We start from the raw sequence: 22,600 nt of genomic DNA on the forward strand, positions 1-22,600 counted from the left end.
AATATTATTTTTATTGTTTGTTTTATAAGGAGGAAATATTTATGAGTCAGAATATGTTTTGCTATCAGTGCCAGGAAACTGCAGGCTGTACCGGATGCACCAATTCCGGTGTCTGCGGAAAAACTCCGGATGTCGCTGCCATGCAGGACCTTTTAGTATATGTTACCCGCGGGATTTCCGCTGTCACCACGCATCTGCGCAGCCTGGGAACCGAAATCAGCGCTGAGATCAACCATCTCATCACTGTGAATCTCTTCACCACCATCACCAACGCGAACTTTGACAAAGAGATGATCGTTGCCCGCATCCGCGAAACGCTGGACACCAAGGAAAATCTCTTAAAGCAATGCCCGGATACCTCCGTGCTTCCGGCTGCCGCACTCTGGAACGGCGAGGAACATACCTTTGCAGTCAAAGCGGCCCTGGTAGGGGTTCTCTCTACCAAGGATGAGGATATCCGCAGCCTGCGCGAGATGATCACTTATGGTTTAAAAGGACTTTCCGCCTACAGCAAGCACGCGAATGCCCTGTTAAAAGAGAATGCGGAGCTGGATGCTTTCCTGCAGCGCGCCCTGGCCGCTACGCTGGATGATTCCCTGACTGTCTCGGATTATGTAAACTTAACCCTGGAGACCGGAAAATACGGTGTGGAGGGCATGGCTCTGTTGGATGCAGCCAATACCGGCGCTTACGGTCACCCGGAAATGACCCGCGTAAACATTGGCGTTGGCAATCGTCCGGGTATTCTGGTTTCCGGCCACGATTTGCGCGACCTTGAGATGCTGCTGATCCAGACACAGGGAACTGGCGTAGATGTATACACCCATTCCGAGATGCTTCCGGCCCACTACTATCCGGCTTTCAAGAAGTATCCGAACTTCGTCGGCAACTATGGAAATGCATGGTGGAAACAGAAAGAAGAGTTTGAGAGCTTCAACGGACCGATCCTTATGACGACCAACTGCATCGTGCCGCCGAAGGACAGCTATAAAGACCGCCTCTACACCACCGGTGCAGCCGGATATCCGGGCTGTAAACACATCGGCGGTGAGATTGGCGAAGAAAAAGATTTCTCTGAGATCATCGAGCAGGCAAAACGCTGCGCCGCTCCGACGGAGATTGAGCAGGGTGAGATCCTGGGCGGCTTTGCCCACAACCAGGTGCTGGCCCTGGCTGACCAGATCGTAGACGCAGTAAAAACCGGTGCGATCCGGAAGTTCGTAGTTATGGCTGGCTGTGACGGACGGGCCAAATCCAGAAACTACTACACCGATTTTGCAAAGGCACTGCCGCACGATGCCGTGATCTTAACTGCAGGCTGCGCAAAGTACAAATATAATAAGCTGGACCTGGGCGATATCAACGGGATTCCGCGTGTGCTGGATGCCGGACAGTGCAATGACTCCTACTCCCTGGCTGTCATCGCACTGAAATTAAAGGAAGTTTTCGGTCTGGACGACATCAACGACCTGCCGATCGTCTACAACATCGCATGGTACGAGCAGAAAGCGGTCATTGTCCTGCTGGCCCTGTTATACCTTGGTGTGAAGAATATCCACTTAGGACCGACCCTTCCGGCCTTCTTATCCCCAAATGTTGCGAAGGTTCTGGTGGAAAACTTCGGCATCGCGGGCATTGGAACAGTTGAAGAGGATCTGAAATTATTTTTCGAGTAATGGAGTTTCTGCAAAAATGCACCGCAAGCCAAAAGCCTGCGGTGCATTTTCAATGTCTCACTGATGTTTGATATTCACATCCATCTGGTTGAACGGAATCTCAATGCCGTTCGCATCGAACACTTCCTTAATGCTTTCCAGCACATCCCAGCGGACCTGCCAGTAATTTTCCGTTTTAGTCCAGCCGCGGCAGCCGAGCATAACCGCGCTGTCGGCCAGCTCATCCACATAAACGGTAATGCTGTCCTCTGCCAGTACCAGCGGATGCTTCTCGTACACCTGACGGATCAGCTCTTTTGCCTTTTTGATATCGGCACCGTAACCAATTCCTATCACCAGGTCTACCCGGCGCTTTTCCTGGGAAGTGACATTCACAACCGTGCTATTGGAAATCTGGCCATTGGGGATCGTAATCTTTTTGTTATCGACCGTAATGATGGTGGTGTAAGCCAGGCCGATACTCTGTACCGTTCCCTCGTATCCGCCGCTCACAATGTAGTCATGCACGCCAAACGGGCGCAGCAGCAGCAGCAGGATTCCGCCTGCCACATTCGCCAGGCTGCCCTGCAGGGAAAGGCCAACGGCCAGTCCAGCAGAACCCAAAAGCGCGATGATGGAGGCCGACGGGATACCGATCTTATCGGCCGCGATAAAGATCGCCAGCGCGTAAATACAGGCATCTGCCACAGAGATCAGGAAACGGCTGATACTCGGATCCAGATTCATGCGTGTAAAGGTCTTATATAAGAACTTGCGCACGGCATGCACGATCCGGTTTCCGATCACCAGAATGAGAATGGCGATCACCAGACGGTAACCAAAGCTCATAAGTCCCGGAAGCCAGCTCTTTGCGGTTTCTAAAATTACATTGGGTTTTAAATTCTGCAGATCCTCCTGAACCTCTTCTGCCACTGCCTTGGTTTCCTCCAAAACAGTAGAAAGGTCTGCATCCGTTTCTGCTGCCGTGAGCAGCATCAGCTTTGTCAAAAACATCATTGTGGTTCTTACCCTCTCTTATTTAGCAGTGCTTCGATCTCCTGCTCCTCCTGGGAGAACAGCAGATTCCGGTTGTACTGGTAATAGCGCTCGCATTCATAATCCTGCAGGAAATGAACGCTGTATGCCCCGGTATTGAGTTCTGTCACAAACAGCACCAGTTCCTGGCTGTTTGCAAAAGCCGCTTCCATAAAGTCAAACGCATGCTCCAGCGCTGCGCCCGCCTCGTCGAACAGTTCCTCATAACGGTCACTGTCCACGCCAAAACGCTCACGCAAAAGCGCAAAACCCTCGTCCCAGTCGGTGATGCCGCTCTTTAAAAGTGCCATGGAATCCTCTTCCAGTTTGGCACTCACCGCACGGCAGGTGCGAAGCTGCGTACGGGAGAGCAGGGCATTTTCCAGCCGGTTGGTCCAGTCTGCGCGGAATTGATTGGCAAGTGCTGCCAGGGCATTTGCCAGCACACCATCCCGGTTTGCTGTCTGGGCACTCTGCAGCTTTTTCATCTGCTCCATACGCAGACTCATCATCTCTTCCATATAAATAAGATTTCGGAACTTTTCATTCAGCCCCGACAGAAGCAGACTCACCACGCTGATGCGCTCATCAAAGGATGCCCGCTGCAGCTTGTCCACCGCAGCCTCGGAAATATGACCCGCAAGCACCTGCTCCACCTGGTAATCATCCTGGTATTTGTAGTACAGCTCCAGATAATTTGCAAAGTCCTTCGCAATCTTTGGAAACTGCAGATATTCTCCCACCAGTTCCCGGTCCATCTTGCGGCCCTGCTTTTCGTAGATCCAGATCAGCTCGGACAGATCTTCCCAGCCACGCGGCGTCACAAAGCGCTTGCCGTCCACCGTTGTCTCGATCTGACAGAAATTCTGCGGCCGCACGCTCAGATAAGAAAGGATCGCCGGATGCACCCCGGCTGTCTTTGCATACTCTTTCCAGACGTTCAGATCCGGCTCCACATCGATGCGGCGGATCCGGTCCATGGTGACGATATCGAACTCGCGCACTGACTTGTTGTATTCCGGCGGGTTTCCTGCTGCCACAATGATCCATCCCTCCGGAATCTTATGGTTTCCAAATGACTTACCCTGCAGAAACTGTAGCATGGTCGGTGCCAATGTTTCCGACACACAGTTGATCTCATCGATAAACAAAATGCCCTCCGGCATTCCACTCCGTTCCATGCGCTCGTAGACCGATGCCACGATCTCACTCATCGTATACTCGGTAACGGCATACTCCTTTCCACCGTACTGTTTATGCTCGATAAAGGGCAGTCCCACCGCACTCTGCCGGGTATGATGGGTGATGGTATAAGCCACCAGACCGATCTGACATTCCTGCGCCACTTGCTCCATAATCTGGGTCTTGCCGATTCCCGGCGGTCCGATCAGAAGCATCGGGCGCTGGCGGATGGAGGGAATCTCGTAAGCCCCAAACTCATCCTTTGCCAGATACGCGGCCACAGTGTCTTTGATTTCCTGTTTTGCCCGCTTAATGTTCATGATTCCTATTCTTCCTTTCCAATGTAATTCTGTCGTAACTGTTCCGTACCTTCACAGTTACGTTCCGTCCGTCATGTTCGCTGCCTGTGACATCGTTCTCCAGCAGCTGCTCCTAAAGCGGACCGTCCTTCGCTGCCTTACTGCCAGAAGATTGTCCTCCGCTGTTCTCCAGCAGCTGCTCCGGCTCCAGGATCAGCTTCATGGCCCAGGCCGGGACAGAAATATCGGTATACTGATCCTTCAAAAAGACGAAAGCGGTATCATACACCGGCCGTTTTACCGGATAGATCCCCTCTCCGTCTGTAAAATACAGCAGTCCCTTCAGGCGGCGAAAAGCCCCCTGGCGGATCAGTCCATTCACATACTCGAATGCCGGACGGAAATCCGTGCCGCCCTGCCCGATGATGGTAAAATCCCGCATGTAGGCTTCCATCTCTTCCTGATTCGTAATGAGACGATCCTGCTGCACCTGTTCATCGCACTGGATGATGTGGATGTTGGTCTTCTTAAAATAACTGTCCGACTGACAAAGCACATCGTAGGTTTCCTCCAGAAAACACCGCACCAGATCCCCGGAACAGGACATGGAGGTGTCGATCACCACAACAAAATCCTCGATCCGGCTGACTTCTTTGGATTCCAGCGGCTCGATGAGCGGCATGTTGCCATACAGCGAAAGCCCGTAGGTATAAAAGATCGTATCGAAGGAATCCGGATCGACCTGCATCTCCTCTCGCAGCACCGAAAAGCGCTGCAGAAAGTGACGGTAATCATACCGTTCCCGGTTCTCCACCTGGATCTGCTCCAGCATACTTTTATTTTCCTCGTCCTGCTGGTTTCCCATGGTCTCCATCTCGGTCTGCACCTTTTCCCGGTTATTGCTCCACTGCGTCTGGCGCACCATGGGAGTCTTCGGGGAATCCCCCGGGAGATCCCAGAAACTGTGGTCATCCACCAGAAATTCCGCTGCCAGACGCTCCAGCCTCCTCGGCTCCAGCTGCTCTTCCTTCAGCACACGATACACGCCCTCTGCATTCAGCACAGTAAGCTTCGCATGCAGCCTTCCGTACCAGTCCCGGCGAAACGGCGTCGGTACCACACGAATGCATTTTACATACATGTCGTCCAGCATGGATTCCACCGCAATATCGCAGGCCAGGTTCCAAAGTTCCGGTTCCCGTTTGCCGCGCGTGTCCATATGGCAGAACAGGCAGTGCAGCACCATGTGCAGATATGCCCGGTTCACATGCACGCGCCCCCTCTGGTACAGATCGCAGACGTAATCCGGATGATAGTAGATCACAAATCCATCTGTCCCCACACCACGGCAGCACGGGTCTGCCTCAAAGCCAAGCGAACTTAACGAAAGGTCCAGATACCGCATATTCAGGTACAGTTCATTCCTGGCATTCCGGAAGATCCGGGTACAAAGTTCCACCATATTCAGTTCTTCCAGCTGTCTGTGCCTGGTTGGATCGATCATGTTCCGTAATTCTCGTTACCAGACACACAACCATGTGCGTCCGACAGCGATTTCCCCTTTCTTATCTATCAACTGCCCATCGCCAAAAAACACTGCGAGGACGGTTTTCAAAATTTGAATCGGCGTTTCCGCTTTGATGACTGCGTTTTCACTGAATGTTCCATGTCACCAGTTAAATCCTGTATTGTTTCGGCATCATGTAGTGCACCTGCAGACTGCATCGAATCTGCAGCCCGAAGCTGATGCCGCCGTTCCATCAGCCAGCTCACCATTTCCGTATCGCCGGATTCCTGAGCTATCTGAATAAATGTGGAAAGCTGGGCAGAGAAATTCTGAAGCGGCTGATTTTGTTCCGTATTCCGGAGTTGTTCTGCCGCAAGTTCTGGCTGCCAGGTTTCGCATTGATCCTTCCTTGGCATAAGCACCTCTTCTACCAGCCACGGCAGTTTTCCTGGTTCCAGGTTGCTCACGTGGTTCTTCTTCATGTTATCTGCCTGAATCAAAAGCCGTCCGGCCATCTCCCAGTGCTCCCGGATATAAGTCTGGTACTGTTCCCGGAATTTCTCCGATAATTCTTTGGGATAGAGCAGCCTTCCCAATGCCAGCTCTGTGACCAGTTCTTCTTTTTCCTGCACCTGCACATGTGGAAAAAGCTCATCGTAGCCCCGGTACTGGAACACCCGCCCGGCAAAACAGTACCGGTAACGGTGCCCACAACCATGCGTCTCGATGCAGACAATGCGGGCTGGTGTATTCTCAACCGAATCCTCGAAATACTCCGGAAAGATCAGTCTTGCCTCGTATTCTTCCGGCAGTTTCTCCGAAGACAGATCCAAGTTTTGCTGTTCTCTTTCCCGCTGCTTTGTTTCTTCCGGTTTTAAGATTTCCTGCCCTGCTTCCTTTCGCCCCGCCTGCCGCAGCGGCTGAATCATTGCTGTACACGGGTAGGAATTTTCTGAACTGAAAATTCCGTACGATACAGTTGTGGCTGCGGATTTTGCCGATTTGGAATGCGAAGCATCGGCAAAATCCCGTTGCTGCACACGCATGCCTGTGCAGTAACAATGAATCTGCACCCGCAAAGTCTGCCGGAGTTCTGTCAACATCTCCTTTAAGCAGGAACGCTCACCCGGAAACTCCGTAATATCCAGATACTCTACTGCAGGTACACCAGCAAACAGCCCGGCACCAAGATCCAGCACCCGGCTGTAACAATAAATTCTTTTTAGTTGTTCACACTCATAAAATCCGTACGCACCGATCTTTCTGACATACGGTGGAAGATGAATCTCCTCCACAGAACTGTGCGCCAGCACATAGGAGCCAAGCTCTGTCACCGGACAATCCTCAAAACGCTCCGGTACATAGATCACCGCCTCTGGGTCTTCGATCTGATCTATACGGATTTCATCGTTGCTTCTGGTATAAATAAACTTCATCGTAATGCCTCTATATTCTAACTTGTTGCTGAAAAACAACAAACAAATCCTGCTGTTTGCGCAACGCATGAACGGTAATAACTGCGTTACACTTTGCAGTCACACGCTTCTTTACTATATTAGAAAACTTTAGAGCAAAAGTAAAGCCTTGTTTCTTTTCCCCATTCCTCTTATAATGGAAAATAAGAGAGGAAGTGTTCATTATGCCATTATTAAAATCTGATTATTATACCTCAAAAGACTATTGGAATCAGCCAGAAGGCGAACGTGCTGAGCTAATTGACGGGAAATTCTATGATATGGCACCTCCCAGTCGGATTCATCAGAAGATTTCCGGTCAAATTTATAAGATTATTGCAAATTATATCGATTCACATCACGGACTTTGCGAAGTTTACCCTGCACCATTTGCCGTTAATCTTGACGCAAATGATAAAAACTGGGTGGAACCCGATGTTTCCGTAATCTGCGACCCAGACAAACTGACCGATCGCGGTTGTTCCGGAGCTCCGGATCTCGTTTTTGAAGTGGTTTCTCCAGCTAGCCGTAAAATGGACTACACCTTAAAAAATACCATCTACGCACAGGCCGGAGTCCGGGAATACTGGATCATAGATCCAGCCAGGGAGCACGTCACCGTTTACCACTATGAAAATGATGTAGCACCAGTTATCTACGGCTTTGATCAAGATGTTCCGGTTGGAATTTACCCCGGGCTGACTATATGCATTCAAGACATATTGACAACATGGCAAAAATAGAATATGATGTAGGCCACTAAGGAATGTGAGAATTTCCATATGGCAAAACAAAACCCCCAAAGGTTGCATCCTCTGGGGGTTTTCAAATAAAAACTTTCAGTAATTTCATTTACACAAACAAATAACGGATCCCGAATAACTCGGAACCCGTACTCTTGAGAGCGCGAGACGGGACTCGAACCCGCGACCCCGACCTTGGCAAGGTCGTACTCCACCAACTGAGCCACTCGCGCATATTAAATTGTTGTCTCTCGGACATTTCATATCTTATCACAGGTTTTCCTAAATTGCAAGCACTTTTTAAAGTTTTTTGAAATTCATGAAAAGCCGATAAATAAGAACAATTGTCATATCCAAGTGCCTTGGACCGGAATCGAACCAGTGACACGAGGATTTTCAGTCCTCTGCTCTACCAACTGAGCTACCAAGGCCCGTCTCATCGTAACTGTGAATACCTGAAACTATGAATGCCGCAGGCCGGAATCGAACCGGCACGGGAGATTAGTCCCGCAGGATTTTAAGTCCTGTGCGTCTGCCAGTTCCGCCACTGCGGCATATCCTTTTTCAGGAAGTGGATGGAGGTGGATTCGAACCACCGAAAGCACAGCTAACAGATTTACAGTCTGCCCCCTTTGGCCACTCGGGAACCCATCCATACTAGCTTCGACAAGCAAAAATTATATTATCATACCGATAATCAAAATGCAAGAAGTTTTTTTATATTCCTGTAATATTCTTGCAATGTTCAGGGCTGCCGCAACGCGTCAAAAGACCGGTTGCGACAGCTCTGATTTTTATTTCCGTCTATACCATCTACACCAGTGCCCCGCTCGACAACAGCACGCCGCTGTGGGCCGGCACATCCAGCGTCAGCCAGCCATGGTCGGCATGATAATCAATGCGTCCGGCATTATAGCCCTTTTCATCAGACAGCATTACCCGGGTGATGACATCCTCATCGGTGATGCCAAGCTCCCACACCGGCACTCTGACGCTTCTGCCATCGCCACGGTTGTTGATGATGACTGCGCACTTGTTTGCCCCGCTCATGCGGCCGTAGGCGATGAGCTGGCGGTCTGCCAGAAGCTGCTTTAAGGAACCGCGGCGCAGGGCCGGAAGCTTCTTATGCAGATCAATAAGGTAACGGTGGTACTCGATCAGCTCAAAATCCTCGAAACCCCACGGATAAGTCCGGCGGTTGTCCGGGTCAGTCCAGCCGCAGACTCCTGCTTCGTCACCATAATATAAGGTCGGTGCCCCCGGCCAGGTCATCTGTACCATAATGGCTTCTCGGAAGATTCCGTAATTGATGCCAAACTCTGCCATCTTGGCCCCGGCTGTTCCGATTCTGCCCACGATCTGGTTGGTACGGGTCAGGAAACGGCTGTGGTCATGGTTGGAAAGCTGATTCATGGCCACCAGGACCGACTGGGTCTGCATGCGGCTCATGTGGTAATACATGGAGCGGAAAAAGCTCACACCGTCACCATAAAGAGCACCGTTGTACTCATCGCTGTGCTTCTCCATACCCGTCAGAAACCAGGTCAGCGGCTCCATGAAGGCATCATAGTTCATGACCGTATCCCACTGATCCCCCGCCAGCCAGCTGCTCGGATCTCCGTAATGCTCTGCCAGGATCATTGCCTCCGGGTTTGCCTCCTTGACATGTTTGCGGAATTCCTGCCAGAATTTGTGATTGTACTCGCTGCTGTGACCCAGGTCTGCCGCCACATCCAGGCGCCAGCCATCTACTCCATACGGGGCAGACACCCATTTCCCGGCAATCTTCATAATGTACTCAAACAGCTTTGGCGAATCCTCATAGTTTAGCTTCGGCAGCGTGTCATGTCCCCACCAGCCGTCATAGGTTCCGTTATCCGGCCATGCGTCCTCATTGTAAAACTTAAAGAAGCTGCGGTACGGGCTTTCCTCGCTTTCATAAGCACCTGGCTCATAGCTTCCCTGATGGCTGTAGATTTTCTCTCGATCCAGCCATTTATTAAAGGAGCCGCAGTGATTGAACACACCATCGATGATGACCCGCATACCGCGCTTGTGAACTTCTTCCATAAAACGGGCAAAAAACGCATCGCTGGCTGCCAGGTTCTCCGGGGCAGCACTGCGTATCTGATATCTGGTCGCATGGTCATTGTTCACCGCATTTACTGCCACCGGCTCACCGCCATCTTTGACGATCACGCCATAATGCGGATCGATGTGATCATAATCCTGACTGTCGTACTTGTGATTGGACGGCGAGACAAACAGCGGATTGAAGTAGATCACCTCAACTCCCAGATACTGCAGGTAATCCAGCTTGTCCCACACGCCCTGAAGATCACCGCCGTAGAAGCAGCCCACATCCATGGTAGACGGATTGGTGCTCCAGTCGGTTACCTGATGTACCGGACGCCCAATATAGACATACTCGCATTCCGTCACATCGTTGCTCTGGTCACCGTTGCAGAAGCGGTCCACAAAGATCTGGTACATGACCGCGCCCTTTGCCCACTCCGGCGTATGAAATCCTGGCGTAATACGAAATGCGTAGCAGCTCTGAATATCCATGGTTGCGCCCAGACGGTTAAAATAGCAGACTGCGCTGCCCTTCACCACCTGGAAATAATAGCGCTGAGGCTGACTGTCCGCCTCCATGCGATACTCGTAATAGTCAAACAGGCTGTCAGAAGATACCTTCCTCATCTCCGCCTGTACATTCTTATCTTCCTCAATATAAAAAACCCGATCGACATCATTTTTTGCTGTGCGAAACCGGAGAGTTACCGTCTCACCTGCGTCCGGTTCCTCCGGGTATCGGTAATCCTGCGTCTCATCCGAAAACAATGCCTGCCGGTTTATTTCATTTTCCTGATGCTCATCAAACATAATAACCCCTGCTCCTTCCTGCCCAGATCCGTCGGCCCCGTTCGCGTGTTAAGCCAACAGTAACTTTTTCTTATACGCTCAGACGAATCTGATGGAATCATATAAATTTATTTTAAATGATTCTCATGTCGATTACAACATGTTTAAGTAATTCAAGTAGGAATTTTTGAACTGAAAATCCGCTGTTTTGGTATAGTATCTCAAAACAGCAAAAGAGCCAGCGGGGTAGCTGGCTCTTTCAGGAGAAGGTATTTCGTTTCTTATGGGGTGTAGCAAAAACTATATAATGTATTGGGGGGTTTACGCCTATTATAATAGCACGGCCCAGCCGATAAGTGTTAACAAACATGAACAAATTTCAAAACTTTTTTTGTGCAGTTTGTATAGTTTTCAGCCCCATTTACTTCTGGAACAGCGCCTCAAACTCTTCCTGACCGATTTTTTCTTTCTCGATCAGCAGTGCCATACAGCTTTCCAGCACATCCCGGTGCTCCAGGATGATGGCTTTCGCCTTGTCATAGCACTCGTCAATGATACGCTTTACTTCCTCATCAATGGAAGCCGTCACTTCATCGCTATAGGTACGCACATGACCGAAATCACGGCCGATAAAGACCTCATCATCATCACTGCCATAGTCGATCATGCCAACCTTCTCAGACATGCCGTACTGGGTCACCATAGCACGTGCGATCTTGCTGGCATGCTTGATATCCTGGGAAGCACCGGTCGTCACATCGCCGAAGATGATCTCTTCCGCGATACGGCCGCCAAGAGATACCATGATATCCTGCAGCATCCTGCCCTTGGTATTAAACATCTCGTCATCGCCCGGAAGCGGCATGGTGTAGCCTGCCGCACCGACACCGGTCGGGATGATGGATACGGTATGGACCGGGCCAACATCCGGCAGCACATGGAATAAAATTGCATGGCCGGACTCGTGGTATGCGGTGATCTTCTTTTCTTTTTCTGAAATGACACGGCTCTTTTTCTCTGCACCGATACCAACCTTAACAAAAGAGCGGTCGATATCCGACTGGCGGATAAAGCTGCGGTTCTCCCTTGCTGCAAGGATCGCTGCCTCATTCATAAGATTTTCCAGATCTGCTCCGGTGAAGCCGGAGGTTGTTTTAGCCACGCGGGCCAGATCTACATCCTCACCTAACGGCTTCTCTTTGGAATGTACCTGAAGGATTTCCACACGGCCCTTCACATCCGGACGGCCTACTGCTACCTTACGGTCAAAACGGCCCGGACGCAGAATAGCCGGATCCAGGATATCGACACGGTTGGTCGCAGCCATGACGATGATACCCTCATTCACACCAAAGCCATCCATCTCAACGAGAAGCTGGTTTAAAGTCTGCTCACGCTCATCGTGACCGCCGCCCATGCCGGTGCCTCGTCTGCGGGCTACCGCATCGATCTCATCGATAAAAACAATACACGGCGCTGCCTTCTTGGCATCCTCAAATAAATCGCGGACGCGGGACGCTCCCACACCGACAAACATCTCTACGAAATCAGAACCGGAAATGGAGAAAAACGGTACGCCTGCCTCACCGGCTACTGCCTTGGCAAGCAGAGTCTTACCAGTTCCCGGAGGGCCTACTAAAATAACGCCCTTCGGAATTCTCGCTCCCACACTGGTATACTTCTGCGGATTTCTTAAAAAGTCCACCATCTCCTCCAGATCTTCCTTTTCCTCCTGAAGACCTGCCACATTTTTAAAGGTAACATTGCTGGTGTTGGTCATGCGGGCACGGCTCTTGCCAAAGTTCATCATCTTGGCATTGGTTCCGCCGCCGGCACCGGCTCTCATATTCATGATGATCAGCATCAGAACGACCGCGCCTACGGAAACAGCCACCGGAAGAATGATGCTCATCCAGTAGCTGGTCTGCGGAACATCGTTCATACTGTAGTCAATGTCCATATCCTGAAGCATCTGCTGGGTCTGGTTTACATCGGACACATAGGTTACATAAACCTCTCCCGCGTGATTTGCAAGACGCACCTCACCGGTTGGCGTCTGCTCATTCTGGTAAATGATCAGAGAACCCACATCTCCGCTTTCCAGTACCTGTTTGAACTGCTGATAACTCAGTTCGTTCTGTTTTCTGCCCGGCATAAACACCAGAGCCAGTACGATCAGGAGCAGCGGAAAAAGCAGCCAGCCACCCCGAAAACCATTTTGCTGTTTCACTCATCGGCCTCCTTACTGGTCAACCTCAACCACTCCGATGTACGGAAGATTGCGGTATTTCTGGGCATAGTCCAGACCGTAGCCTACTACAAACTCATCCGGAATGGTGAAACAGGTATAATCTACCTTGACCTGCTTCTTCACACGACGTTCCGGCTTGTCAAGCAGGGTACACAGGTGAATGCTCTTCGGCCCACGCTGCTTTAATACCTCGATCAGGTATGCAAGGGTGCGGCCGGAATCGATGATATCTTCCACGATCAGGACCTCCTTGTCCGCCAGGGATTCATCCAGATCCTTAACGATGCGGACCACTCCGCTGGACTTGGTGTCGTCTCCGTAGCTGGAAACAGACATGAAATCCATGGTGACCGGAACTGTGATGCGTTTTGCCAGCTCACAGGTAAAAAATACTCCACCCTTTAAGATACAGATCAGGTGGATCTGTTTTCCCTCATAATCTTTGCTGATCTGCTCTGCTACTTCACTGATTCGCTTGTTTACGTCTTCTTCCGGCAACAATACTCTGATCTTATCTGCCATAATCTTTTCCTCCGTCGCAGGTTACCTGCAATATGTTTTCTGTATGTTCTTCTATCTTATAGTATTCGCTGATCCGAAAGCCCACTACCCACAACACATGACTGCCTTCTGCCAGAAGCAGAATCTGCTCCCTTTTTTCTTTCGGGATTTTCTCATCGATCATGTAACGGGCAATGGTCTTGCTCCCTCCGGACGGCAGGATCAGGTAATCTCCAGTCCGTCTGGTCCTCACAGACAGCGTACCTTTAATTTTATCATAGTCAAACCATTTCGTATACTGGTTTTTGGGAATTTCTTGATCTTTTTGACGAGAAAAAACCGTCATATGAAGCTCCGGAACTGTCTGGCGGCCGTGGATTTCCCCATCTGCTCCGCTTTCTGTCTTCACGGACACTTCCCGTTTCGTCTTTCGCACGATTTCCAGCGTTTCATATCCGGTCCGCGCTATAAGTCCGCCCGGGAGATCCAGACGACTTCCCACCGGTTTGCCTGCCAGTTCCGCGATTGCCGTGAAATGGCGGCTGCCGATGTCCTTCCAGCCCGGATGCAGCTGGTCCAGCATATGACGGATCAGATAGGTTTTCAGAATTTCCGGCTGTCTTGCAAATGCCGTAAGGGGAATGGCCGCAAGATCTTCCTCTCGCCCACAGACTGCTTCCTGCCATATTTCCTCTGCCTGTTGACGCAGATAAGCATCTGCCTGCCCGATAATTTGCCCTGCCTGGAGAATGTGCTCCTCTGCCTGCTCATTTACCGCTGTTTTTAAAAGCGGAAGCACCTGGCTGCGAATCCGGTTCCTGGTATAATCCGGCGACTGGTTGGTACTGTCCTCACACCAGCTGATATGCCCTGCCTCCAGATATGCCCTTATTTCCTCACGCCCCACGCAGAGCAGCGGGCGAATACGGCGCCCCTGCACCGGCCGGATCCCGGCAAGACCGGTAAGGCCGCTTCCACGCAGAAGATGATGCAGGATTGTTTCGGCATTGTCATCCCGGTGATGAGCCAGGGCAATTTTGACCCGGCTGCCCGCCGGTAATTCCTGTTCCCATTTTCCGGCCTCTTTCTCCAGCACCTGATAACGCAGAATCCTTCCTGCTTCCTCTTCCGAAAGACCATGCTCCGCTGCATAGGCCGGGACATGGCAATAAGCCACACACAGCGGTACAGAAAGGCTTTCACACAGTTTTTGCGCAAAAGCCTCATCCCGATCTGCCTCTGCCCCGCGGATGCCGTGATGAACATGGACCGCACGAAGCAAGAATTCCGGCGTTGCCAGCTGTTTTAATACCGTCAGCAGGCACACGGAATCCGCCCCGCCGGAAAGCGCCACGATCACTGCATCCCCCGGAGCGGTCATCTCATGTTCCCGCATATAATCTCTTACTTTCTTTAACATGTTATCCTACCCGTAAAAGCAATTCTGTTTTTTCTGTCACCAATTACACTATACCCGCAATTTTACTCCTGTGCAACCTGTGTTTTTCTCGTTATAGCGCTCACAGGGCAAAGACATCTATGGCTTTTTCAATCCTCCGTCTGACCGCCTTAACGCTTCCAGATCCCTGCTGCCAGCACGGTCATATCATCCTGCATGCCGCCGTTCTGGCATGCAAACCGCAGGATTCGCTCTGCCATATCCTGAGGTGTTTTCACCGGCATGGACTCCAGGTATTCTTTCAGGCTCTGCTCCTTATCCAGACCCGGGCAGGCATCCAGTACCCCATCCGTTATCATAATGATCTGGTCATTATCCCAGAGCTTGCGTGACAGAAGCGCCGGCTCTGCCTGGGAGAGCACACCTGCCGGCAGATTGCCTGCATCCAGTATCTCTGCCTGCCCGTTGCTGAGCACAAAGGTTGCCACAGCTCCCATCTTCATTGCTTCCAGCACACCGCTGCAAAGATCCACACAGCAAAGATCCAACGTAGCCGGATGCTGTTCAGTCCCGGTCAGCATCAGGATGGTATTTACCATCTTCAGGGCGGAACGGGCAGAAAAGCCAGTCTCCAAAAGCTGCTGCAAAAGCTCGATCACCTTCCGGCTCTCCTGGTCTGCGGCCGCTCCGCTTCCCATGCCATCTGAAAGACTCATGATCACCTGTCCCGGCAGACTCCCCGAATATGTATAATTATCTCCGGATATCCCGGTTCCATTCTTTGACATACGCGCAACCCCGTACATCATCCGGTATGCTCCCGGCTCAAGGAAACGCATCACCCCAGGCTGCTTTGTAATAAGAGCCCTTGTGTCCGGCGGCGCATACCACCCTCTGCCACCCACAGCCTGTCCAAACAGCGCTGCGGCATCCTTTGCCGTCATGCAGCGCCCACCTAATGCATGCATAGTCACATAGGCCTCCCGATAGCTCTTCTCATGTTCTAAAAGCAGCATGTTATCTACCGCGATCTGATGCAGGCGGAACAGACGGCGCACCGCGTCCTCTTTCTGATCCGTAATGTCGGCAGCCCTGCTCATCTGCCCTGCAAACTCCTCCAGCATCACCGCCAGCTCCCGGAACTGTACCATGACCGTATCCCGGCTTTCCAGGAATCGGTTCTTCCATTCCAGATTCATGGTGGCACGTCCGAGATTCCGGTTCAGCTGTGCGAGATACTCTTCCTTGTTCCGGCACGCCTCCAGAAACAGCCGGGGCATGTCCTCATATTCCACTCTGCCCTTCTGCTCAAAGGAACGAAGCAGATAATACAGATAATAGCTATCCTCCTTATCTGCATCGCAATACAGATTGCAGCGGCTGCACTGCCCGCAGACGACCGCCGCTGCTGTCTGCATGGCCGCCAGGGCATCCGCCCGGGTCAGCCCGCGTTCTTCTTCCATCCGGTCATTGCACGCCCGGGCCAGCTCACCCAGTGATCTGGCCATCTCATTTAATCTCTCTGCCGTATAAATATTAACATCAGCCATATCCCGGCGACGATTTCGCTTCCACACAAAAAATCCCCTCCTGAACCACAATATATGCGGCAGGAAAGGATCCTATGTCTGTTACTTCCGGTCTCGTATGATTTTAGTGATCTTTCGGTCTTGGTTTGAGCAGAACCTCATCCGGCTTTACCAATCCTAGCTTCTGCTTGGCCACTTCCTCGATGTACTGCTTGGTCTGAACATAGACCCTGCGTTCTTCCAGCTCTGCGGCCCGTTTCTGTTCATTTTCCACCTGGCGGGTCAGTGATTCTTCCTTGGCCTGGTATTCCATCACCTTTTTCTCCATGGAGTGATTCTTAATGTTGACCACCAGTGCCAGGCTGAGTACCACCACGGTAATGCCAATGATGGCCAGGCGGTTGCTCCAGCCTTCCCGGCGCTTTCTGCGCCCTGTTCCCCGCGTCTTCATGTTTCTCACCAGCTTCTTGTTACCCTGACTTTCTAAATAAATCTTATGTTACCTGTGTAATTTCATTCTAATGCATCGAAGCACCATTTTCAAGACCTTTCGCAAATTTCTGCTGATGATACGGTCATAAGCCAGCATGGAGAGAAAAATACTTCCAATCATATAAAAACGCAGAGCTCCGTCATTCTCCCGGTACAAAAACAGGAAGGTAAAAAAGCCGGACCAGATCCAGTAACAAAAATCCTCAACTCCCACCGCCAGACTCCCATGGGGGATCAGCATCCGCAGAAAGCGCAGGATGTCGTACACCGCCATCAGAATTGCTCCCACAGCAATTCCATGCAGCAGCAGCCGGGCCTCCCGGCACACCGCCGCCATCAGCCAAAGAGCCGAGCCAGGATGGACTGCCCGGTTTTCCGGTATGCTTCGTTGGAAGAATAGGCCAGACTGTCCACCTGCCCTTCCACCTCCAGTTCTCCCTTTTCCACGGTAAGCCGGCTGACATGGAGGTCTTTTCCCTTAATCGTCAGAAGCCCCATATCCGTATCCATCACCACCTGGTTTTCGTCAAAGGACACCACTTCCCGCACTCCGGTCAGACTCGCAGCATTGCGGTTCTCCAGCCGGCAGGCATGGTCCCGGATCCCGGTTCTTTCTTCCACAAAAAAACCTCCCCACCTGAACTCATGGTTCAGTATATGGGAAGGTTTTGCTGTTTATGAAAGTAATGACAGAAAGATCAGAGGTAGCGGTAGAGTTCCTTTGCATCATCCTTGCGGACGGTTTCCTGCACATCCAAAACCTCTACCTTCACGGAAGAAGTACCAAACTGAATCTCAATGATGTCCCCTGCCTTCACGTTCACCGAAGCTTTGGCGGGGCGGTCATTGACCAGGACCCTTCCGGCATCGCAGGCTTCATTCGCGACAGTTCTTCGCTTAATCAAACGGGATACTTTCAGGTATTTATCTAATCTCATAAATTAAGCGTTTACAAGATCCTTTAATGCCTTACCAGCTTTGAATTTCGGAGTCTTGGAAGCCTCGATGACCATGGTCTCACCGGTTCTCGGGTTGCGGCCCTCTCTTGCTGCTCTCTCGGATACCTCGAAAGTACCAAAGCCTACTAACTGAATTTTATCTCCTGCCTTCAGAGCCTCTGCAACTACATCGGTAAATGCCTTTACTGCTGCCTCTGCATCTTTTTTGGAAAGGCCTGCCTGCTCAGCTACTGCTGCTACTAATTCTGTCTTGTTCATTATTAATTCCTCCTAAATGCGATAGCGACCGGAAAGGCCACTTTTCAGTATTTCATTTTGCCCTTTCATTTATATCTGTTTTGCTAGGCTTTGTCAAGGTTTTTCGCCTTTTTCTTTCCCTGAAACACGAGAACAGAACGGGACGGCACCATATAATTCTTCTGGTTTAAAATCTGGCGTTCCTGTCCCTCCTCATAATAGCCTCCCGCCGCGCTGTCACTGGTGTCAAAAGCAAGCGACCACACCAGGTTTTTCGGAAGATTTGGCAGCGCAAAGCTGTGCGGCTCCCAGTGCATGTTGAAAATCACGAAAAAGAAATCATCGTTTTCGCCATTCGGCTTTTTCGCATAAGCACCGCAGTAGAGAATGCCGATCTGACGTCGGAAATTTTCAAATTCCGGCTGCCAGGCATTGACACCATGATAGGAAATATCCGGATGTCCGCAGGCCAGATAATCCATGACTCTCGGCTCCTGCTTCATATGGAAGACCGGATGTGCCTTGCGAAACGCGATGACATGTTTTACAAAATCCAGAAGTGCCTGATCCCACTTATTAAGATTCCAGTTCAGCCAGGATATCTCATTATCCTGACAATAAGCGTTGTTGTTGCCATTCTGGGAATTTCCGAATTCATCACCTGCCAGAAGCACCGGTGTTCCCTGACTTAAGAAAAGCAGCAGCATGGCATTGCGAAGCTGCCTTGAACGGAGCTCCTGGATCTTTTTCTTGCGGACATGGCCTTCCGCTCCGCAGTTCCAGGAATAATTGTAATCACTGCCATCCCGGTTATTTTCACCATTGGCCTCATTGTGTTTCTGATCATAAGAAACCATATCCATCATGGTAAAGCCATTGGTGCCTGCCATAAAGTTCAGTACGCCAGTCTCCGCCGGATTGCGGCGGTTGCGGTAGATCAGGCTGCTCATCTGTTCCTCATCGCCCTTTAACGCACGGCGCATATCGATCAGAAAACCGTCATTGTATTCGCCCAGATGCTTTTTCTCTCCTGCAGCCGGTTTCTCCGCCTCCCAGGACAACGCCCAGAGCTTGGTGTCTGCCAGATAAGGGTCCTTAGCCAGCAGGACCGTCGGCGCGTAACCAGTCAGATGAATGCCGTCAACATGGTATTCCCTCACCCAGAAACGCACAGTCTCCAGAACAAACTCCGGTACTTCCTTTCCTGAGAAATAAAGCTCCGGCACCACCTCCAGACCGGCCTTGTGAAGCTCACGAACCATATATTTGAATTCTGTCACCGGATTTGTGCCCGGATCCGCATAGGAGGCCTTTGGCGCAAACATGCCGGCTTTTGCGTAACCCCAGTAGTTCAGACGGCCCGTAGGTTCACACATTCCATAGGGATTGCCCTCCACATTCTCCGGCATCATGACTTCCTGAAATTCCACCGGCGGCAAAAGCTCCAGGGTAGTGATTCCCAGCTCTTTGAAGTAAGGAATCTTGTCCACCACTCCCCGGAAGGTTCCCCGGTGTTCTGTCCCGGAAGACGCATGCTTTGTCAGCCCCCGCACATGAGCCCGGTACACAATACAATCCTCATATGGAATATGAAGCGGCCTGTCCCCCTGCCAGTCAAATTCCGGCTCCGCCACCGGTGACAAAAGAAGCCGTTTCGCATGGCTTAACCTGCCCCAGCGTTCCCGGCCCGCAAAGGAACGGCCATAGGGATCGGAAAACCGTTTACCGTCTGCCTCAAAAGCATAATACAGGTCATCAAACGCTCCGTTTAACGTCATAGACCAGACATGGCCGGTCTTTCCTTCTTCCGGAAACGGAATGTTGCGCACCTCGCGAAACCTTGCTTCCTTTCCATTTTTGTCTTCTTTCACAAATAAAAGCAGGCTGCAAGCCTTCGCTGCAGCCACTGCTGATACATGGATCCCCCCATCTGTCCGTGTGAGGCCCATTGGATACACCCTGCTGTCATTTACATCAATCTGATACTGTTCCAATTCTGCCCACCTTTCCCGTTGCGGCCTGCATCCAGTCCGCAGCGCGTTCTATTCTTTCAGACACAGTTCTACCGGGCAATGGTCCGACCCAAGCACTTCCGTGTGGATTTTTGCTGACTCTAGCCGGTCTTTTAAGCAGTCGGATACACAGAAGTAATCAATACGCCATCCTGCGTTTTTCTCCCGGGCCTTAAACCGGTAAGACCACCAGGAATAAACTCCCGCCTGATCCGGATAGAAATACCTCCAGGTATCGGTAAAACCGGCTGCCAGCAGCTCCGTGAACTTTTCTCTCTCCTGATCCGTGAAACCGGCATTATTGCGGTTTGTCTTCGGATTCTTCAGATCAATTTCCTGATGCGCCACATTGAAATCACCACAGAAAATAACCGGTTTTTCTGCATCCAGTTGCTTTAAATACGCGCGCCATGCGTCCTCCCACTCCATGCGGTAGTCAAGCCGTGCCAGCTCATTCTGGGAATTCGGCGTATAACACGTAATTACATAATATGCCGGAAACTCCGCGGTTATAACTCGTCCTTCATGATCGTGCGCTTCCACACCAATCCCGTACGTTACGGAAAGCGGCTCCTTCTTTGTGAACAATGCCGTTCCGGAGTATCCCTTCTTCTCCGCGTAATTCCAGTACTGATGATATCCCGGCAGCTCCAGGTCGATCTGTCCGGCCTGCAGCTTAGTCTCCTGCAGGCAGAAAACATCCGCGTCTGCCTCATGAAAGAAATCCAGAAAATTCTTTCCCACACAGGCACGCAGTCCGTTCACATTCCAGGAAATCAGCTTAGTCATACAAATTCTCCTTATAGATGCCGTCCTCGATCAGCTTGCGGATAGATGCAACCACCGCATCCTTATCTTCTTTGTAGGTCACGCCAAACCATTTGTCCCGGGTTTCCAGAACCCGTACATGTGCTTTTCCGCTCTTGATCTGCTGGTCAATGACCTTCGGAAGCAGGTACTCTGCCTTCACATCTCCCTCTTTGATGCCATCCAGAAATTCTGGAAAGCCTGCCTCCAGGGCATCCAGGAATTTCGGCGGAAGGCCCCACATGTTCATGGAAACATACTGTCGTGCATCCACAACCACCGGATTGCCCTGCTCATCATTCGCAAAGATGCCGTTGCCCTTACGCTCAATATCATAGGTCTCCGTTACATCCCTTAAGGTGCCATCCGGATTCACCTCGCAGACGCCTCGGGTTACAGTACCATTCTCACTTAATGTATTCTCCAGAATGAATCCGCCCATGCACATGTCATACATGTCACCCTCAGTATCCATCTCATTGACCATATAATCATGGATTTTGAAAAATCCCTCTCTTCCGTAATAATCATCTGCATTGATGACCAGAAACGGCTCATGCACCAGATCCTTCACGGTAAGAACTGCCTGACCGGTTCCCCATGGCTTCTTTCTTCCCTCTGTTACATGGTAGCCCTCCGGAAGCGCATTCAGCTCCTGAAATGCATATTCCACATGGGCAATCTTCTCAATGCGGTTTCCAATGATCTCCCTGAAATCTTTCTCAAGATCCTTGCGGATGATAAAAATAATCTTATTAAATCCGGCTGCCAGCGCGTCATGGATAGAATAATCCATAATGATTTCTCCTCCCGGACCTACCGGTTCGAGCTGCTTGATACCTCCGCCAAACCGGCTTCCGATTCCGGCTGCCATAATAACCAGTGTTGTGTCTCTCATTCCCATTCCCTCTCCAAATTATCAGACGTATCCCGGCGCCATATCCCGGCGTCAGACCATAATGTATCTAAAATATATCACACTCCGCGGCAAATAACAATATTCCGCAAACAGTTCAGGCCTGCGAAATACCGCTTTTAGCAGCTTTCGCAGGCCTGTTTTCAGTCTGTATTTATTTCAGCATTCCCGGTTTCGGGAAGTAGCGGAACAGTACCTTCGCAATGATCTTGTCACGCTTAACATAGGTATTCTCCCAGCGGCGGGCATCCATGGAATAGTTCCGGTTGTCTCCCATCATGAAATAGCAGTTCTCCGGCACTTCAAAGTGCATGGGTTCCTCCGGGATCATAGGCTCGCGGATATACGGCTCATCCAGCGGCTCGCCTGAACCGTTGATGTAAACCTTGCCGTCCACAATGTCCACGGTTTCTCCCGGCAGTCCAATGATACGCTTTACATAATAAATCTTTTCATTGTCCGGGAAACGGAAAATAGCAATATCTCCGCGCTTTGGATCCTCAAAATGATAAGAAAGCCTGGAGCCGATGACGCGGTCACCCGTCATGATGGTATTCTCCATAGAACCGCTCGGCACCTCACTGTTGGCAATGATAAAGGTATTCAGCACGAAAGCAATGAGTGCTGCAGACACAACAATCTTAATCCACTCAAAAAGCTCTTTTCCCCAGCCGCCCGGCTGTTCTTCCTTTTTGCGTGACTTTTTCTTTCTACCCTCTGTCGGCTCCACCTGCGGCACTTCCACCTCTTTTTCCGT

The 22,600-nt window shown here is 50.9% G+C and carries 20 protein-coding genes and 4 tRNA genes; 2 read left to right on the plus strand and 22 right to left on the minus strand.

What is annotated here, in order from left to right:
* The first annotated feature begins 41 nt into the window (after positions 1 to 41).
* Positions 42 to 1,676 carry a hydroxylamine reductase gene (gene hcp, locus ACMP1L_RS05480; protein WP_418452256.1) on the plus strand — a complete coding sequence of 545 codons (1,635 nt, stop codon included), beginning with the start codon at positions 42 to 44 and terminating at the stop codon, positions 1,674 to 1,676.
* Positions 1,677 to 1,733: 57 nt separating this feature from the next.
* Here hcp and ACMP1L_RS05485 read toward each other — a convergent pair whose 3' ends face one another.
* The 4 genes from ACMP1L_RS05485 to ACMP1L_RS05500 all read right to left on the minus strand — a co-directional run bounded on the left by ACMP1L_RS05485 (position 1,734) and on the right by ACMP1L_RS05500 (position 7,114).
* Positions 1,734 to 2,672 (minus strand): mechanosensitive ion channel family protein, encoded by a 939-nt coding sequence (locus ACMP1L_RS05485; protein ID WP_418452258.1) that lies wholly within the window; start codon positions 2,670 to 2,672, stop codon positions 1,734 to 1,736.
* 8 nt (positions 2,673 to 2,680) lie between these two features.
* Positions 2,681 to 4,192: an ATP-binding protein gene (locus tag ACMP1L_RS05490; protein ID WP_118731843.1), complete on the minus strand. Its 1,512-nt coding sequence runs from the start codon at positions 4,190 to 4,192 to the stop codon at positions 2,681 to 2,683.
* A 112-nt stretch (positions 4,193 to 4,304) separates the two neighbouring features.
* Entirely contained in the window at positions 4,305 to 5,675 is a 1,371-nt protein-coding gene (locus ACMP1L_RS05495; protein WP_418452259.1) for a vWA domain-containing protein, read from the minus strand.
* 107 nt (positions 5,676 to 5,782) lie between these two features.
* On the minus strand, positions 5,783 to 7,114 hold the full coding sequence (locus ACMP1L_RS05500; RefSeq protein ID WP_177303816.1) for a leucine-rich repeat protein: 1,332 nt from the start codon (positions 7,112 to 7,114) through the stop codon (positions 5,783 to 5,785).
* A gap of 203 nt (positions 7,115 to 7,317) precedes the next feature.
* On the opposite strand from ACMP1L_RS05500, the gene ACMP1L_RS05505 reads away from it, so the two are divergent.
* The gene (locus ACMP1L_RS05505; protein WP_118731840.1) at positions 7,318 to 7,875 is read left to right on the plus strand and encodes a Uma2 family endonuclease; all 558 of its coding nucleotides are present in this window, start codon (positions 7,318 to 7,320) and stop codon (positions 7,873 to 7,875) included.
* Positions 7,876 to 8,035: 160 nt separating this feature from the next.
* Here ACMP1L_RS05505 and ACMP1L_RS05510 read toward each other — a convergent pair.
* From ACMP1L_RS05510 to lepB, 18 genes are all read right to left on the minus strand, one after another.
* A tRNA-Gly gene (locus ACMP1L_RS05510) sits at positions 8,036 to 8,108 on the minus strand.
* Positions 8,109 to 8,233: 125 nt separating this feature from the next.
* A tRNA-Phe gene (locus tag ACMP1L_RS05515) sits at positions 8,234 to 8,306 on the minus strand.
* Between the two features lie 37 nt (positions 8,307 to 8,343).
* Positions 8,344 to 8,429 (minus strand) — tRNA-Leu (locus ACMP1L_RS05520).
* 18 nt (positions 8,430 to 8,447) lie between these two features.
* Positions 8,448 to 8,529 (minus strand) — tRNA-Tyr (locus ACMP1L_RS05525).
* A gap of 159 nt (positions 8,530 to 8,688) precedes the next feature.
* Complete coding sequence (locus ACMP1L_RS05530; protein ID WP_418452260.1) at positions 8,689 to 10,761, minus strand: glycoside hydrolase family 13 protein; 2,073 nt, start codon at positions 10,759 to 10,761, stop codon at positions 8,689 to 8,691.
* Between the two features lie 400 nt (positions 10,762 to 11,161).
* On the minus strand, positions 11,162 to 12,970 hold the full coding sequence (gene ftsH, locus ACMP1L_RS05535) for an ATP-dependent zinc metalloprotease FtsH (RefSeq protein WP_418452261.1): 1,809 nt from the start codon (positions 12,968 to 12,970) through the stop codon (positions 11,162 to 11,164).
* A 12-nt stretch (positions 12,971 to 12,982) separates the two neighbouring features.
* The gene (gene hpt, locus ACMP1L_RS05540; RefSeq protein ID WP_118534080.1) at positions 12,983 to 13,513 is read right to left on the minus strand and encodes a hypoxanthine phosphoribosyltransferase; all 531 of its coding nucleotides are present in this window, start codon (positions 13,511 to 13,513) and stop codon (positions 12,983 to 12,985) included.
* Positions 13,503 to 14,912 carry a tRNA lysidine(34) synthetase TilS gene (tilS, locus tag ACMP1L_RS05545; RefSeq protein WP_418452262.1) on the minus strand — a complete coding sequence of 470 codons (1,410 nt, stop codon included), beginning with the start codon at positions 14,910 to 14,912 and terminating at the stop codon, positions 13,503 to 13,505. The genes hpt and tilS overlap by 11 nt, the downstream gene beginning before the upstream one ends.
* A 149-nt stretch (positions 14,913 to 15,061) precedes the next feature.
* Positions 15,062 to 16,468 (minus strand): SpoIIE family protein phosphatase, encoded by a 1,407-nt coding sequence (locus ACMP1L_RS05550; RefSeq protein ID WP_418452263.1) that lies wholly within the window; start codon positions 16,466 to 16,468, stop codon positions 15,062 to 15,064.
* Positions 16,469 to 16,544: 76 nt separating this feature from the next.
* Entirely contained in the window at positions 16,545 to 16,871 is a 327-nt protein-coding gene (locus tag ACMP1L_RS05555) for an FtsB family cell division protein (RefSeq protein ID WP_118731836.1), read from the minus strand.
* 48 nt (positions 16,872 to 16,919) lie between these two features.
* The gene (gene yabQ, locus ACMP1L_RS05560) at positions 16,920 to 17,249 is read right to left on the minus strand and encodes a spore cortex biosynthesis protein YabQ (protein WP_373242417.1); all 330 of its coding nucleotides are present in this window, start codon (positions 17,247 to 17,249) and stop codon (positions 16,920 to 16,922) included.
* Positions 17,249 to 17,533 carry a sporulation protein YabP gene (gene yabP, locus ACMP1L_RS05565; protein ID WP_177304718.1) on the minus strand — a complete coding sequence of 95 codons (285 nt, stop codon included), beginning with the start codon at positions 17,531 to 17,533 and terminating at the stop codon, positions 17,249 to 17,251. Before yabP ends, yabQ begins: the two co-directional genes overlap by 1 nt.
* A gap of 77 nt (positions 17,534 to 17,610) precedes the next feature.
* Positions 17,611 to 17,850 (minus strand): RNA-binding S4 domain-containing protein, encoded by a 240-nt coding sequence (locus ACMP1L_RS05570; protein WP_118534075.1) that lies wholly within the window; start codon positions 17,848 to 17,850, stop codon positions 17,611 to 17,613.
* A gap of 3 nt (positions 17,851 to 17,853) precedes the next feature.
* Complete coding sequence (locus tag ACMP1L_RS05575) at positions 17,854 to 18,129, minus strand: HU family DNA-binding protein (protein WP_118731825.1); 276 nt, start codon at positions 18,127 to 18,129, stop codon at positions 17,854 to 17,856.
* An 83-nt stretch (positions 18,130 to 18,212) separates the two neighbouring features.
* Positions 18,213 to 20,102, minus strand: coding sequence for an alpha-amylase (locus tag ACMP1L_RS05580; protein WP_418452265.1), 1,890 nt, complete (start codon positions 20,100 to 20,102; stop codon positions 18,213 to 18,215).
* A gap of 48 nt (positions 20,103 to 20,150) precedes the next feature.
* Complete coding sequence (locus ACMP1L_RS05585; protein WP_418452266.1) at positions 20,151 to 20,909, minus strand: exodeoxyribonuclease III; 759 nt, start codon at positions 20,907 to 20,909, stop codon at positions 20,151 to 20,153.
* On the minus strand, positions 20,902 to 21,825 hold the full coding sequence (locus ACMP1L_RS05590) for a nucleotidyltransferase family protein (protein ID WP_418452268.1): 924 nt from the start codon (positions 21,823 to 21,825) through the stop codon (positions 20,902 to 20,904). Before ACMP1L_RS05590 ends, ACMP1L_RS05585 begins: the two co-directional genes overlap by 8 nt.
* Before the next feature lie 172 nt (positions 21,826 to 21,997).
* Positions 21,998 to 22,573: a signal peptidase I gene (gene lepB / locus ACMP1L_RS05595; RefSeq protein WP_243025507.1), complete on the minus strand. Its 576-nt coding sequence runs from the start codon at positions 22,571 to 22,573 to the stop codon at positions 21,998 to 22,000.
* Between the last annotated feature and the right edge of the window lie 27 nt (positions 22,574 to 22,600).

Origin of the sequence: Ventrimonas sp. (assembly GCF_048380235.1) — a bacterium.
Classification (GTDB): Bacteria; Bacillota; Clostridia; order Lachnospirales; family Lachnospiraceae; genus Brotaphodocola.